Here is a 13,611-nt window from a genome sequence, read left to right as displayed (position 1 = left end):
AAATTCGCCGGTCTGGCCCGCACGCGCGTGGCGACCGAACTGAAGCTGATCGACGAGGACCAGTTCAAATTCTGCTGGATCGTCGACTTCCCCATGTTCGAGTGGAGCGAGGAAGAGAAGAAGGTCGACTTCTCCCACAACCCCTTCTCGATGCCGCAGGGCGGCCTCGAGGCGCTGGAGACGCAGGATCCGCTGACCATCCGCGCCTACCAGTACGACATCGTCTGCAACGGCTATGAGCTGTGCTCGGGCGCGATCCGGAACCACAAGGCCGAGATCATGCTCAAGGCCTTCGAGATCGCCGGCTACGACGCCTCGGTGGTCGAGGACCAGTTCGGCGGCATGCTCAACGCCTTCCGCTTCGGCGCCCCGCCGCACGGCGGCCTGGCCCCGGGCATCGACCGCATCGTCATGCTGCTGGCCAATCAGGTCGCCATCCGCGAGGTCATCGCCTTCCCGCTGAACCAGCAGGGCCAGGATCTGCTGATGAGCGCGCCGTCCGATGCGGCCGAGCGTCAGTACAAGGAACTGCACATCCGCGCGGCCCTGCCGCTCAAGACGTGACCGGACGTGCATTCCGCGCATGAAAAAGGCCGCCGTCCCCTGGGGCGGCGGCCTTTGTCTTCAGTGGCCCGAGTTGGCGACCACGAGATTGCGGACCCGGGGCGGAACCGGCGGCGCGGGCGGCGCCGGCACGGCGGGCCGCGGAATGACCCGCACGCCGGAGATGCCGCGGCAGACGCGCGGGGTGAGATTGCCGGGCAGGCGGGTGTTGGCGTCGCCGCAGGCCCGCTGGACCTGCTCCTGGCTCAGGCCGCGCGCGCCCGACAGGTCGGCGCCGCGGATGTCGGTGCGGTGCATTTCCGCGTCACGGAAGTCGGCGCCGTCGAAACTTCCGCCGGTCAGCCGGGCGCCGTTCAGCGTGGCGTCGCGGAACGAGACATTGCGGAAGTCGCCGTTCGACAGGTTCGACGCAGCGATCTCGGCGTTGCTGAAATTCGCGGACCGGGCGCTGACGTTCGCCAGGGTGGTGGCGTTCATCTCCGTCGACGACAGATTGGCGCCGGTCAGGATCGCGCCGTTCATATTGGCGCCGTTCAACTCGGCGCCGGTCAGGTTGGCTCCGCTCATTCGCACCCGGACCAGGGTCGCGCCCATGGCCTCGGCGCCGGACATGTCCGCGCGGGCGAAATTGGCGCCCGTGAAGTTGGCGCCGGTCATCTCGGCGCCCGTAAGGTCGGCGCGGCTGAAGTCGCTGCCCGTGAAATTCGAGCCCTGCAGTTCCGCGCCGCGGAGATTGGCGCCCACCAGGGTGGCGTTGGTGAAGACCGCGCCGGTGAAGGTCGCGCCGGTCAGGTCGCGTCCCGACAACTCACAACGGTTGCAGGAACCGCCCAGCGACACCATCCGCGCCACATCGCGGTCCTGGGTCCCGAACTGGAACTGGATCTCCGCGCTCGCCGACCCGGCGGCGCCCAGGGCGACGAGGGCCGCGCCGAGCGCAAGACTGGCGGCGGGAAGGCGACGGGTCATGGAAACGAGCATTTTCACGCCCCATACATGGGGCCAAACCCCGACGAACCCTACTTAAATCGCGGTAAGGTCCGAGGCCTTACGCCGTCAGCTTAACAGTGCGGAATGGACAGGCCGCGCGGCAGACGGGTGCTTTCATCGCCGCAGGCCCGGTTCAGACGACTCTGGGTCAGGCCCGTCGCTCCCCGCAGGGACGCGCCCGAGAAATTGGTCCCTGTCAGGGTCGCGCCCGAGAAGGACGCCCCATCCAGAAACGCCCCGACGAAGCTGCTGTTGGACAGGTTCGCGCCCGCGAAGCTGGAGTTGGAGAAGACCCCGCCGTAGGCTTCCACGTCGCGCATGTCCGTGTTCGAGAACCGGGTCCGGTTCATCACCGCGAGACTCAGATCGGCCTGGCGCAGGCGGGCCCCCGACAGGTTGAGGCCTCGCGCCTCCAGTCCGCCGAAATCGCCCTGGAACAGATTGCAGCCGGGGCAGCTTGCCCCGCCGCGCACGCGCGCGATCTGGCCCGCGTTCTGCGCCGCGGCGGGCAGGGCGGCGGCCGCGAGGACTGCGGCCAGGGTGAAGGTCAGGATGGCTTTCATGGCGGGCTCCGGGTCTCGCCTTCTGCTATGCAAGACGCAGGCCATCCTGGCCCGAAAACCTTGATCAACCCTGCATGGACGGCGCGGCGCCGCAGGTGTCGCAGGTCCAGCCGGCCCCCCGCTGTTGCAGGGTGAAGTCCCCGCAGGCGGGACAGGCGACCGCTTCAGTGGCCGCCGCGGCGGGCGCCGGAGCGCCTCGCGACTGGCCGAAGGGCAGTACCACGAGATTGTCGGGCGCCGCGCCGCGGGCGAACCCCTTGGAGATGAAACGGGCCGCCGGCACGGTTTCCGGCTCGCCGTCCTCGGCCTTGCCGGAGCCCAGGCCGTCGGCGTTCAGCCCGTCAGCGTCCGCATTGGCCAGCTCGCTCCGGTCCAGATAGGACACCCCCAGTTCGCGGAAGATGTAGTCGAGGATCGAGGTCGCCGAACGGATGGAATCGTTGCCCGTCACGCGACCCGCCGGCTCGAACCGGGTGAAGACAAAGGCGTCCACGAACTCGTCCAGCGGCACGCCGTATTGCAGGCCGATCGAGATGGCGATGGCGAAATTGTTCATCAGGCTGCGGAAGGCGGCGCCCTCCTTGTGCATGTCGATGAAGATCTCGCCGAGCTCTCCGTCCTCGTATTCGCCCGTGTGGATATAGACCTTGTGTCCCCCCACGGCGGCCTTCTGGATATAGCCCTTGCGACGGTCCGGCAGCTTGCGGCGGGTGCGGTCGCGTTCGATGACCTTCTCGACGACGCGCTCCACGGCGCGGCTTTCCGGCTCCCAACGGCGCTGGCGGGTCGTCTCTTCCGGTTCGATCAGGCTCAGCAGCGGGCCGGCGGGCGGCGCGGTTCGCTGCAGGCGGACAGCGCGCCGCCCCTCCCGCGCCGCATCGCCAAGCAGCCGCGCCGCCTGGATCGCGGTCGTGCGCCAGTCCATCAATGTCGGCGAGGCGTCCGGCGCGGCGCTGACCTGTTCGACGATCGCGCGCAGATCCGCCTCGAAGGCGGCGGGGTCGGCGAGGATCGGCTTCAGGGCTTCAGGCGCCTCGGTCCATCCCGCCAGATCAGGCTCCCCGAGAGCCCAGGCCTGCGCCTGGCGTACCGCCTCATCGGAGAATCCCAACTGGTCCAGCAGGTTGCCGTCCACGACCTCAATGCCCAGCACGTCCCGGACAAAGCCCGCGTCGAGGACGGGCGACCTGAAGGCGTCGGCCAGATCATCGACCTGCGCCAGGGCGGTCTCCACCGCTTCGAGTTCGACGTCGGTGAAGCCCCTGGCTCTCAGGGCCGCGTGATCGAGGCCCGGCGCGTCAACCAGCGTGCGCCGGCCGAACAGGCGACGTTCGGCGGACTCGACTTCGCCTCCGGCCCTTTGGATGGCCGCGGCAAGCGAGGGGCGAAGCCGGCGGACGATCTCTCCGTCCCCGGTCTGCCAGACCTCCAGGGCCGACAGCGGGGTGAGGCCGAGGCGCAGGGACGCCTCCACGTCATCGACGAACAGCGACGGGGCGGTCTCGCACGCGGCTGTCACTGTGCCCGCCAGCCGGGCCGCCCGCGATCCTGCGTCGTCCGGTCCCTCTTTCAGGATCAGGTCGCAGAGCCCGCCGAGGCCGATCGCCACAGAAGAAGCGCCCCGCGCTGTCAGGGCGCGGGACCACAGGCGAACCAGCTCGCCGAGCGCGGGCTCCATGGCCGAGCCGCTGATCGCCCGCAGCGCCGTCAGGGACAGCAGAACGGCCGGCGATCGGGCCGCGGCGGCGGCGCTTTCGGCGTCGTCGGGCTCGAAGGTCAGCAGCAGATCGCCTTCCAGCGCCGCTTCGGCCGCGAGCAGAGCGTCCGGCGCGCCCGAGGCGATCATCGCGCGGTCCGCCAGGGCGACGATCACGGGCGGCGGCGAGAGGGGGACGGGCACAGAGCTGAACTGCTCGCCCGCGATGGCCCGCAGAATGTCGGCGTCCGAGGCGCCGCTACGCCGTGCGGAGAGCGCGGCTCTCGCCAGAGCCGGGTTGGACGCGGGGTCGGCGCAGTCCGCGCGCGGGCCCTCGCACCGACTCACGGCGTCCGAGACGCCGGCCAGGGCCGTCGCCAGGGCTTCGACCGCGCCCGTCGCGCGGCGCCCGGCACGCCGTCGCGCGCCTTCGGCGGCGAGCGCCTCGCCCGCGCCGGGATCGGACAGGTTCAGGACTTCCGGGGCGACCCGAGCGGGGCGGGCGGGCGAGACCAGCCCCAACAGGAGCGTCGCCGTCAGCTCGACGGCGTCGCCGTTCGAAAGAGCCGCCGCCCAGCCGGCCATCGCCTCGGCGAGAGGATCTCCGTCGCTGACTTCGAACCCCTCGGCGTCGGCCCAGTCGAGCCAGGCCTCGATCTGGACGTCGGTCCAGCCTTCGGGGGCGCGTACGGAGACGACCCGTCCGCACCGCTCGATCTGGCGCGCGGGGCGCGGCAGGGCGGCGGCGTGTGAAGCGAAGGGAAAGCGCATGCGGCGGTCTCGGCGTGGCCTTTGGGCCAGCCTAGCGGCCTTATCGCTGTGTCCGCAATAAATCTGGCGTGTCGAGGACCGGTTACCCCCAACATGTTGAGGTATGGCGCCGCGCCACGACGCTGGACGGAAGCCCCGCCGGTTTCTATGCTTGCGCCAGCGTCGCCGGCCCCCGCCGACCGACGGTTCGTGAGTGGATTTCCCGACGTGCTAGGCAGAATCTTCGGCTGGACCAGCGGCGCCACCATCGGCACCTTCTTCACCATCGCCAAGCGCGGCGAGCACGTGGGGACCGATGAGTTCGGCAACCGCTACTACCTGTCGCGCGACAAGAGCAGTTACGACGGCCGCCGCCGGCGCTGGGTGACCTACAACGGCTATGCGGACGCGTCGAAAGTCCCGCCGGACTGGCACGGCTGGCTGCACTACACCTTCGACGAACTGCCGACCGAACACCCGTTGCCGCGCCGGAAGTGGGAGGAGGATCACCTTCCCAACCTGACCGGCACGCCGATGGCCTGGCGTCCGCAGGGTTCGCTCGCCGCGGAAGGCAAACGCCCGGCCGCGACGGGAGACTATGAAGCCTGGCGTCCCGAATGACGGTTCGCGGCTTCATTCTGGCCGGCGTGGCGGTGATGGCGCTGACGGCGTCGGGCGCCGTGGTCGCCTCGGCCCTGAATGACCTGCCCCAGGACGCCGTGCCGGTTCAGGATCCGACCGCCGTCCTCAACGCCCAGCCCACTCCGCCGGCCCCGGTCGAGCCGGCGCCGCAGGGCGCCCCGGCCCCGGCCTCGCCGGTCGCGGTGACGCCGCCGGCTCCGGCCATCATCGTCGCCGAAGAGCCGATCGACCAGGACGCGGCCGAGGAAGAAAAGGCCGAGACGCCGGAGGTCAAACGCGTGGAGACACCGGCCGAACCCGCGCGTCGCCAGCGCCGCCGGGTCGCCATCGTCGAGGCCATCGACAAGATCACCGCCGAATCGATGCGGTTCGAGGTCGAGGTGGGCGGCCGTCCGGTTCGCTTCCAGAAGACCCTGATCTTCACCGCCCGCGCTTGCGAGGTGTCCGCCGCCGACGAGCAGGTCGCCGACGCCGTCGCCTATCTGGAGGTTTCCCTGCAGCCGCGCGGCGTGATCCAGGTCAGCGAACCGCGCCAGATCTTCCGCGGCTGGATGTTCGCCTCGGCGCCCGCCGTCAGCGGATTGCAGCACCCGGTCTATGACGCCTGGGTCGTGGGCTGCAAGGCGTAGAACACCGCCTCGGCGCCCGTCATCGGCCTGAACAGGGACCGCGAGTCCGGCTGGATCGCCCGGGCGGCCTTCAACATCGCAAGATAGAAACTCTGCGGCGTTTCCACGGCTCCAAATTGGCTCAGATGCCCGGTCAGGAACTGGGCGTCGAGCAGACGCCAGCCGCCGCGCCTCAGCCGGGCCACCAGATGGACCAGCGCCACCTTTGAGGCGTCGCGCTCCCGGCTGAACATGCTCTCGCCGAAGAAGGCTCCGCCCAGGGTCACGCCGTACAGGCCGCCGACCAGGCGTTCGTCATGCCAGCATTCGATGGAATGGGCCCGGCCGCGGGCGTTGAGCTCGACGTACAGACGGCGGATCGGGCCGTTGATCCAGCTGTCCTCGCGGCCCGGTCCCGGGGCGGCGCAGGCGTCGAGCATGGCCGCGAAGGCCGTGTCGATCCGGATCTCGAAAGGATCGGAGCGGACGGTGCGTTTCAGCCGGGTCGGGATGTGGAACCGGTCCAGCGGGATGACGCCCCGCTGTTCGGGCTCGACCAGGAAGATGCGCGGGTCGTCGCGACCTTCGCCCATCGGAAAGACGCCGGTGGCGTAGCACTGCAGCAGTTCGTCGGGGCCGAAGCCGCCGAACGGGCTGCTGGCGCTGAAGCCCGGTTCCTCCATCACGCCGTCAGGCGTCGCCCTTCTGGCGTTTGGCCCAGTTCTCCAGCCAGTGGATGTCGTAGTCGCCCGACAGGATGTCGGGCTCCTGCAGCAGCTTCTGGAACAGCGGAATCGTGGTGTCGATGCCGCCGACGACCATCTCGTTCAGGCTGCGCTTGAGGCGGGCGATGCACTCCTCGCGGTCGCGGCCGTGGACGATCAGCTTGCCGATCAGGCTGTCGTAATAGGGCGGGATCGAATAGCCGGCGTAGATGGCGCTATCCAGCCGCACGCCCAGGCCGCCGGGGGCGTGGAAGTCGGTGATGGTGCCCGGCGAGGGGGTGAAGGTCTCGGCGTTCTCGGCGTTGATCCGGCATTCGATGGCGTGGCCTTCGAAGTGGACGTCCTCCTGCCGGAACGACAGGGGCAGCCCCGCGGCGATGCGGATCTGCTCGCGCACCAGATCGACGCCCGTGATCATTTCCGTAACCGGATGCTCGACTTGCAGCCGGGTGTTCATCTCGATGAAGAAGAACTCGCCGTCTTCCCAGAGGAATTCGATGGTGCCGACGCCGAGGTAGCCGATGGCGGCGATGGCCTTGTTGACCGTCTCGCCGATGGCGACGCGTTCGGCGGCCGACAGGGCGGGCGAGGGGGCCTCTTCCAGCACCTTCTGGTGGCGACGCTGCAGCGAGCAGTCGCGTTCGCCGAGGTGGACGACGTTGCCGTGGCTGTCAGCGATGACCTGCAGTTCGATGTGGCGCGGCTTCTGGAGGTAGCGCTCCATATAGACGGCGCCGTTGCCGAAGGCCGCGGCGGCCTCGGACTGGGCGGTCTGGACGGCCTCGACCAGGTCGTCGGCGGTCAGGGCGACCTTCATGCCGCGTCCGCCGCCGCCGGCGGCGGCCTTGACGATCAGGGGGAAGCCGATGGCTTTCGACGCCGCGATCGCGGCCTCGACGGTCTCGACCTCGCCGGCCGAGCCGGGCACGCAGGGGATGCCTGCGTCCAGCACCGTCTGTTTGGCGGTGATCTTGTCGCCCATGATGCGGATGTGCTCGGGCTTGGGCCCGATGAAGGTCATGCCGTGCGCCTCGACGATCTCGGCGAAGCGGGCGTTCTCGGACAGGAAGCCGTAGCCGGGGTGGATCGCCTGGGCGCCGGTGATCTCGGCCGCCGCGATGATCGAGGGGATGTTCAGATAGGATTTGGCCGCCGGGGCCGGGCCGATGCAGACGCTTTCGTCGGCCAGCCGCACCCACATGGCGCCGCGGTCGGCTTCGGAGTGCACGGCGACGGTGGAGATGCCCATCTCCTTGCAGGCGCGGTGGATCCGCAGGGCGATTTCGCCGCGGTTGGCAATGAGGACCTTGGTGAACATGGCTTACGCCTCGAGCAGGACGAGCGGCTCGCCGAACTCGACCGGCTGGGCGTCCCCGACGAGGACTTCCTTCACGACGCCGTCGCGCGGGGACTGGATCGGGTTCATCGTCTTCATGGCCTCGACGATCAGCAGCGTCTGGCCCTTCTTGACCTTGTCGCCGGGCTGGCAGAACGGCGGGGCCTCGGGCGAGGCCTGCAGATAGGCCGTGCCGACCATCGGGGATTTCACCTCTTCGCCCGAGCGGGCGACGATGGCCGCCGGATCGGAGGGCATGGCGGCGGCTGCGGCCGGCGCAGCGGCGGGCGCGGGCGCATGGGCCGCGGGGGCCGGAGCGGCGGCGTATTGCACCGGCGCGGCCATGGTGATCTCGCGGGCGACCCGGATGCGCAGCTCGCCGCGCTCGACCTCGATCTCGGTCAGATCGGTGTCGTTGAGGATGTCGGCCAGCGACCGCACCAGGGTGGTGTCGATCTCGGCGTCGTTCTTGAGCCGGGGGGCGGGGGTCTTGGAATCGGCCATGTGAGCCTCTGTTGTCCTTTAAACCGAACGGCCCGCAGCCCCGGCGCGTTCCTGCGAACGCTCACGGGCCAGCTTGAGGGCGGCCTTGACGGCCAGTTCGTAGCTGAATGAGCCGAAGCCCGAAACCACGCCCGCCGCGACGGGCGAAACATAGGAGCGATGGCGGAAGCGTTCGCGCGCCGCCGGATTGGAGAGATGGACCTCGACGATCGGGATCGCCAGCGTCTTCAGGGCGTCCAGCAGGGCCACGGAGGTGTGGGTGTAGCCGGCGGCGTTGATGATCAGGGCCGAAGCCTTTTCGCGGGCCTCCTGGACCTGGTCGACCAGTTCGCCCTCGTGATTGGTCTGCCGGAAGACCACGGCAGCGCCGTCGGCGGCCCGCTCGCACAGCGCCTGAACGTCGGCGAGGGTCTCGTGCCCATAGATATCCGGCTCGCGCGCCCCAAGCAGGTTGAGGTTCGGGCCGTTCAGGACGTAGAGGACGGTTGGTTCGGGCATGAGCTCGTGGAACTGCGGGTCCGACCGGAATCGGACCGGCCTTTTAGCTGAGGCGTGGCGGTTATCAAACCGCGGCGCTCAGGAGAGTGACGTAACGGCATGCGCGTTCAGGTCAACGGAGAACTCCGCGAGGTCGCGGCGACGACCATCCTGGCCCTGGTCGGGGAACTGGGGCTCGACATCCGCAAGGTGGCGGTCGAGCGCAATCTGGAGATCGTGCCCCGGTCCCTGCATGCGACGACGGCCCTGGCGGAAGGCGACCGGATCGAGCTGGTCCAGTTCGTGGGCGGCGGCTGAGGGCCTAGGAGTCGACCTCAAGGTCCCGCAGGTCCCGGCCGCGGGTCTCGCGGCCCAGCATCGCGATCATGCCCAGCGAGACGACGGCCAGACCGCCGACGAAGGCCGCGGCCACGCCGAGGGCGGGGGCGGCGCCGAGAACGCTCAAACCCTGGGCGGCCAGACCGCCCAGCTTGCTGCACCCGGCGACCCAGCCCGTGGCGCGGCCCCGGATGCGCAACGGATAGTTCTCGGCCGTATAGGGCAGGATGATGGAGATCACGCCGCTGGAGCCGACGATCAGCAGGGCCAGGGGCGCGATGGGATTGGCCAGGGCCTCGACGCCCATGCTGCGCAGCAGGAAGCCGAACAGGCCCATGGCGGTGACGCCCAGCATCAGGGCGAGGGACCCCCGCGTGCTCCAGGCGCTGTAGAGCCAGACCGAGAGGAGCACCGTCGGGGCCGCGATCAGGGTGGATTTGGCGATCAGGGCCGAGGCGACCTCGACGCTGCGGCCCTCGGCCACAAGGGCGGCGGGCAGCCACAGCAGGACGCCGAAATTGACCAGGCCCCAGGACAGGGCGGCGAGGGTCAGGGCGACCGTCACGGCCAGGTGGCGGCGGTCGACGGGCGGCAGGTGGGAATGACTCTCCGGGACCACATCCGCCGCGACGGTCCGCACGCCGGCCCCGAAGCGCGCCAGCACGCGGCGGGCCTCCTCGCCGCGTCCGATGTGCTGCAGGAAGCGGGCGGATTCGGGAAGCAGGGGGCTGAGGGCGATCAGGATCAGGCCCGTCGGCAGGTTGAGGAACCACATGATCCGCCAGCTCCAGTCGGGCTGGAGCCAGGCGGACAGGGCGCTGGCGGCGAAATAGCCGCCCACCGCGCCGATGCCGCCGACCAGGACCAGCGCCCAGCCGCGGTGGCGGGTCGGCATGATCTCGGCCAGGAGGGCGTAGGCGACGGGCAGCATGCCGCCGGCGGCGGCGCCCATCAGGAAGCACATGCCGACGTTCCACCAGAAGTCCGGCATGGCGCCGCAGATCGAGGTGCCGACGAACATCACCGAGGACAGCAGGATCGAGGCGCGGCGGCCGTAGAGGTCGGCCAGCCAGCCCCAGACGAAGGAGCCCAGCACCGTCCCGCTGAGGGCGGCGAAGGGGAAGAGCGCGACCACGGCTCCCGACAGCCCGTATTCGGCGCGCATGCCCGGCAGGACGAAGCCGAGGCTGGCCGGCTTCATGATGTCGATGATCAGGGCCACGGCCAGCAGGCCGCACATCAGCCAGTGGGCGCGGGTCAGGGGCGCGTCCTCGGGCGGGGCGAGGATGACGACCTCCTCGTCGGACGCCGCCTGACGGGCGGGCAGGAGGCCGAAGGCGGCGAGGCCGACGCCGGCCAGGATCAGGGCCATGCCCCACCACATCCCGGCGTCCATCGGCATGCCGGCGAGATGGAAGCCCATGTCGCGGCCCATCCAGTACATCGGAAGATGCATGACCACGCCCGCGGTCACGACCAGGCAGCCGAGCCAGAAGGCCCAGGCGTGGCGCCGGTCTCCGAATATCCGTGACAGCATCGATGCTCCCCTAAACTCCGACAAATCCCGTCCTACCGTCACGCTTGCGCCCGCGTCGAGCGGGAATCGGCGAGAGACCGCCAAAACCCTTTGCGCGAAACCTTCCCGTGCGCTCAGATGAAACCTGAGGGGGAACCATGGACAGAGAGATCAAGACCGCTCTGGGCGTCGCCGCCGGGATCGCCGGGCTGGTGATCGCCTTCATATTCCTGATCCGGTACGCGGTGCCGGCGGTGCTGGAGGCCCATTTCGCGGGCAGCCTGATCACGGCCTCGGTGCTGGGGATCGCGGGCATTCTGGCTCTGGTCTGGGCTGCATGGCGGCTGTGGGTCTGGGCCGTCAGATCGTTGAAGGGTTGAGGGCTTAGGGCATGTCGCATTTCGGGTCGGGGTTGTCGGGCATCAAGCTGCCGAGCGGCGGCGGAGGCGGGGGATCGGTGGGGCGGACGCTCAGCCTCCTCCTGCTGATCGGCCTGCTGATCGTGATCTCGACGGTCGCCGTGACGTCGTGCAGCGTCACGGTCGAGAGCGGCTACATGGGGATCAAGACCACCAAATTCGGTCCCAACCCCGGCGTCCAGCGCAGCGAACTGGGGCCCGGCTTCCACTGGGAAGGCATCGGCGAGAAGATCCGCACCTATCAGACGCTGCAGCGCACCTACAGCTACACGCGCGAGGCCAATAACGACGGGCGCGAGAACGAGGAGATCACCTTCTCGGACGTGCTGGGCCTGCCGATGACGGCGGACGTGGCCCTGACCTTCCGCATCCGCGAGGACAAGGCGGCGGACCTGTATGCGACCTGGCGGCAGGAGTTCGACGCCTTCATCGACGGGCCGCTGCGGACCTCGGTGCGGGCCGCCATCGCGCGGGAGACCGAGAAGCTGCCGGTGGCGTGCAACGCGCAGCAATCGGCGACGCCGAATGTCCAGCCGATCGCCCCGGGCCCCGTCGCGGCGGCCCCCGGCACGCCGGATGCGGCCGACTGCCCCGGCCAGCTGATCGGCCCGGGACGCCAGATCGTGCTGCAGCGGGCCATGCAGGCCCTGCAGCGCGAATGGACGCCGCAGGGGCTGGAGATCATCCGCATGGAGTGGGTCGGCTCGATCCGTTATCCGGAGACGGTGCTGGCGGCGATCCAGTCGCGCACCACGGCCGAGCAGAACACCCGCGCCGCCCTGGAGCGGGTCAATCTGGAGCGGGCCAACGCCGAGGCGCGGATCGCCCAGGCGCGGGGCCAGGCCGAGGCCAACCGGCTGCTGGCCGAATCGATCCGCTCCAACCCCGAGGTGGTGCGGCTGCGCGAGATCGAGCGGACGCTGGGCCTCTGTCCCTTGAACGCCAACACCTGCGTTGTCGGCCAAGGGGTGAATCTGTCCCAGTTGATCGAAAGCCGGGACGCCCAGTCGAGTACGAACAGGTGACCTGGTGAGGCTCGACGACGAATGGCTTCTGTTCGCTGTCGATCTGATCAACTACGCCGATCCTGATGAGGGCGGTGTCCGCATGGTGCTGGCGGACGACCTGCTCGTGCGGCGTGACAGGCCAACCCTCCTACGGACGTTACAGACCCTGACCGAAGCTCTCGATGACGAGTCCATCTCGAACGGAGAGTGGAAAGGTCTGTTGAATCGGGCCTCGGCGAAAACCTGGGGCAGCGAATACTCCCGCGTCTTCACGCCCCGGGAGTTTCTCGACGAGCTCAAACAGGCCCTCGAAAATTATCTTCGGCGCGACGACGGCCCGCGCTAAACCCCCGGCCATGACCGCACCCACCGCATCCGCAGACACCTGGACCGTCGCCGGCCGGACCTTCAGCAGCCGGCTGATCGTCGGCACCGGCAAGTACAAGACCTATCAGGAGAACGCCGACGCGGCCGAGGCGGCGGGGGCCGAGATCGTCACCGTGGCGGTCCGGCGCGTGAACCTGACCGATCCGAACCAGCCGCTGCTGGTCGACTATGTGAAGCCGGACCGGTTCACCTTCCTGCCCAATACGGCGGGCTGTTTTACCGGCGAGGACGCGGTGCGGACGCTGCGGCTGGCGCGCGAGGCGGGCGGCTGGGATCTGGTCAAGCTGGAGGTGCTGTCGGACACGGCGCACCTGTATCCGGACATGATCGAGACGCTGCGGGCGCTGGACCTGCTGATCAGGGACGGCTTCCAGGTCATGGTCTACTGCACCGACGACGTGGTCATGGCGAAGCGGCTGGAAGAGGCCGGGGCCGCGGCCATCATGCCGGCGGCGGCGCCGATCGGCTCGGGGCTGGGCATCCAGAACCGGGTCAACATCCGGCTGATCGTGGAACAGGCGAAGGTGCCGGTGCTGGTGGACGCCGGCGTGGGCACGCCGTCGGACGCTGTGCTGGCGATGGAGCTGGGCTGCGACGCCGTGCTGATGAACACGGCCATCGCCGGGGCGGCCGATCCCATCCTGATGGCTTCGGCGATGAAACATGCGGTGATCGCCGGGCGGCAGGGGTATCTGGCCGGGCGGATGCCGCGGCGGATGTATGCGAGCGCCAGCTCGCCGCTGAGCGGGCTGATCTGAGGGGCGATGCCCTGTCCGTCATCCTCGGGCTTGACCCGAGGATCGGAGGCAAAGGCGGGCTGTGCCCGAGTGACGGCCCGCAGATCGCGCCCGTGAGTCTGCCTACGGAGCACCGGACGGTCTGATCCTCGGGTCAAGCCCGAGGATGACGGTTGGGGTCGGATGGCAGGGGCCGCCAAAAAAATTCACCTGAACCGATGCCACCTCTCAGAGGCTGCGGACACCGGGGCCTGAGGCGGCTCCGGGGGAGGTTGCTTGCTGTCAAAGACCTGTCCCCGTGGGGGTTTGATCCATTGTGCACGGCGGTGCGTCAGAAACGGACGTGCGCGG

General features: G+C 69.3%; 16 protein-coding genes. 8 read left to right on the top strand and 8 right to left on the bottom strand.

Annotated elements, in window-relative coordinates; all coding sequences use genetic code 11:
• The coding region (locus tag V6M42_RS11420; RefSeq protein ID WP_332678556.1) for an amino acid--tRNA ligase-related protein at positions 1 to 564 on the top strand (564 nt) is incomplete at its 5' end.
• A gap of 60 nt (positions 565 to 624) precedes the next feature.
• Here V6M42_RS11420 and V6M42_RS11415 read toward each other — a convergent pair.
• The 3 genes from V6M42_RS11415 to V6M42_RS11405 all read right to left on the bottom strand — a co-directional run bounded on the left by V6M42_RS11415 (position 625) and on the right by V6M42_RS11405 (position 4,584).
• Positions 625 to 1,533 (bottom strand): pentapeptide repeat-containing protein, encoded by a 909-nt coding sequence (locus V6M42_RS11415; RefSeq protein ID WP_332658920.1) that lies wholly within the window; start codon positions 1,531 to 1,533, stop codon positions 625 to 627.
• Positions 1,534 to 1,625: 92 nt separating this feature from the next.
• Positions 1,626 to 2,117, bottom strand: coding sequence for a pentapeptide repeat-containing protein (locus tag V6M42_RS11410; RefSeq protein ID WP_332678555.1), 492 nt, complete (start codon positions 2,115 to 2,117; stop codon positions 1,626 to 1,628).
• A 64-nt stretch (positions 2,118 to 2,181) separates the two neighbouring features.
• Positions 2,182 to 4,584 carry a TSCPD domain-containing protein gene (locus V6M42_RS11405; RefSeq protein ID WP_332678554.1) on the bottom strand — a complete coding sequence of 801 codons (2,403 nt, stop codon included), beginning with the start codon at positions 4,582 to 4,584 and terminating at the stop codon, positions 2,182 to 2,184.
• Positions 4,585 to 4,791: 207 nt separating this feature from the next.
• On the opposite strand from V6M42_RS11405, the gene V6M42_RS11400 reads away from it, so the two are divergent.
• Together V6M42_RS11400 and V6M42_RS11395 are read left to right on the top strand one after the other, a co-directional pair.
• Positions 4,792 to 5,184 (top strand): NADH:ubiquinone oxidoreductase subunit NDUFA12, encoded by a 393-nt coding sequence (locus V6M42_RS11400; protein ID WP_332658923.1) that lies wholly within the window; start codon positions 4,792 to 4,794, stop codon positions 5,182 to 5,184.
• Positions 5,181 to 5,834 carry a DUF2155 domain-containing protein gene (locus V6M42_RS11395; protein ID WP_332658924.1) on the top strand — a complete coding sequence of 218 codons (654 nt, stop codon included), beginning with the start codon at positions 5,181 to 5,183 and terminating at the stop codon, positions 5,832 to 5,834. Before V6M42_RS11400 ends, V6M42_RS11395 begins: the two co-directional genes overlap by 4 nt.
• On the opposite strand, the gene aat is transcribed toward V6M42_RS11395, so the two are convergent.
• The 4 genes from aat to aroQ are packed head-to-tail and all read right to left on the bottom strand — an operon-like array spanning position 5,801 to position 8,876.
• Positions 5,801 to 6,496 (bottom strand): leucyl/phenylalanyl-tRNA--protein transferase, encoded by a 696-nt coding sequence (aat, locus tag V6M42_RS11390; protein ID WP_332658925.1) that lies wholly within the window; start codon positions 6,494 to 6,496, stop codon positions 5,801 to 5,803. The genes V6M42_RS11395 and aat overlap by 34 nt on opposite strands.
• A 7-nt stretch (positions 6,497 to 6,503) precedes the next feature.
• Complete coding sequence (gene accC / locus V6M42_RS11385; protein WP_332678553.1) at positions 6,504 to 7,856, bottom strand: acetyl-CoA carboxylase biotin carboxylase subunit; 1,353 nt, start codon at positions 7,854 to 7,856, stop codon at positions 6,504 to 6,506.
• 3 nt (positions 7,857 to 7,859) lie between these two features.
• Complete coding sequence (gene accB / locus V6M42_RS11380; protein WP_332678552.1) at positions 7,860 to 8,378, bottom strand: acetyl-CoA carboxylase biotin carboxyl carrier protein; 519 nt, start codon at positions 8,376 to 8,378, stop codon at positions 7,860 to 7,862.
• Between the two features lie 18 nt (positions 8,379 to 8,396).
• Positions 8,397 to 8,876 (bottom strand): type II 3-dehydroquinate dehydratase, encoded by a 480-nt coding sequence (gene aroQ, locus V6M42_RS11375; RefSeq protein WP_332658928.1) that lies wholly within the window; start codon positions 8,874 to 8,876, stop codon positions 8,397 to 8,399.
• A gap of 99 nt (positions 8,877 to 8,975) precedes the next feature.
• Between aroQ and thiS the strand changes: the two genes are divergently transcribed.
• Positions 8,976 to 9,173, top strand: a complete 198-nt coding sequence (gene thiS, locus V6M42_RS11370; protein WP_332658929.1) for a sulfur carrier protein ThiS — start codon at positions 8,976 to 8,978, stop codon at positions 9,171 to 9,173.
• Between the two features lie 4 nt (positions 9,174 to 9,177).
• Here thiS and V6M42_RS11365 read toward each other — a convergent pair whose 3' ends face one another.
• On the bottom strand, positions 9,178 to 10,731 hold the full coding sequence (locus V6M42_RS11365; protein WP_332678551.1) for an MFS transporter: 1,554 nt from the start codon (positions 10,729 to 10,731) through the stop codon (positions 9,178 to 9,180).
• Positions 10,732 to 10,868: 137 nt separating this feature from the next.
• Between V6M42_RS11365 and V6M42_RS11360 the strand changes: the two genes are divergently transcribed.
• The 4 genes from V6M42_RS11360 to V6M42_RS11345 are packed head-to-tail and all read left to right on the top strand — an operon-like array spanning position 10,869 to position 13,281.
• Positions 10,869 to 11,090, top strand: a complete 222-nt coding sequence (locus V6M42_RS11360; protein ID WP_332678550.1) for a hypothetical protein — start codon at positions 10,869 to 10,871, stop codon at positions 11,088 to 11,090.
• An 11-nt stretch (positions 11,091 to 11,101) separates the two neighbouring features.
• The gene (locus V6M42_RS11355; RefSeq protein ID WP_332678549.1) at positions 11,102 to 12,154 is read left to right on the top strand and encodes an SPFH domain-containing protein; all 1,053 of its coding nucleotides are present in this window, start codon (positions 11,102 to 11,104) and stop codon (positions 12,152 to 12,154) included.
• Positions 12,155 to 12,158: 4 nt separating this feature from the next.
• Entirely contained in the window at positions 12,159 to 12,482 is a 324-nt protein-coding gene (locus tag V6M42_RS11350) for a hypothetical protein (protein WP_332678548.1), read from the top strand.
• 10 nt (positions 12,483 to 12,492) lie between these two features.
• On the top strand, positions 12,493 to 13,281 hold the full coding sequence (locus tag V6M42_RS11345; protein WP_332678547.1) for a thiazole synthase: 789 nt from the start codon (positions 12,493 to 12,495) through the stop codon (positions 13,279 to 13,281).
• The last annotated feature ends 330 nt before the right edge of the window (positions 13,282 to 13,611 follow it).

Origin of the sequence: Brevundimonas sp., assembly GCF_036677305.1 — a bacterium.
Classification (GTDB): Bacteria; Pseudomonadota; Alphaproteobacteria; order Caulobacterales; family Caulobacteraceae; genus Brevundimonas.
This window is presented reverse-complemented; position numbering and strand designations above follow the sequence as displayed.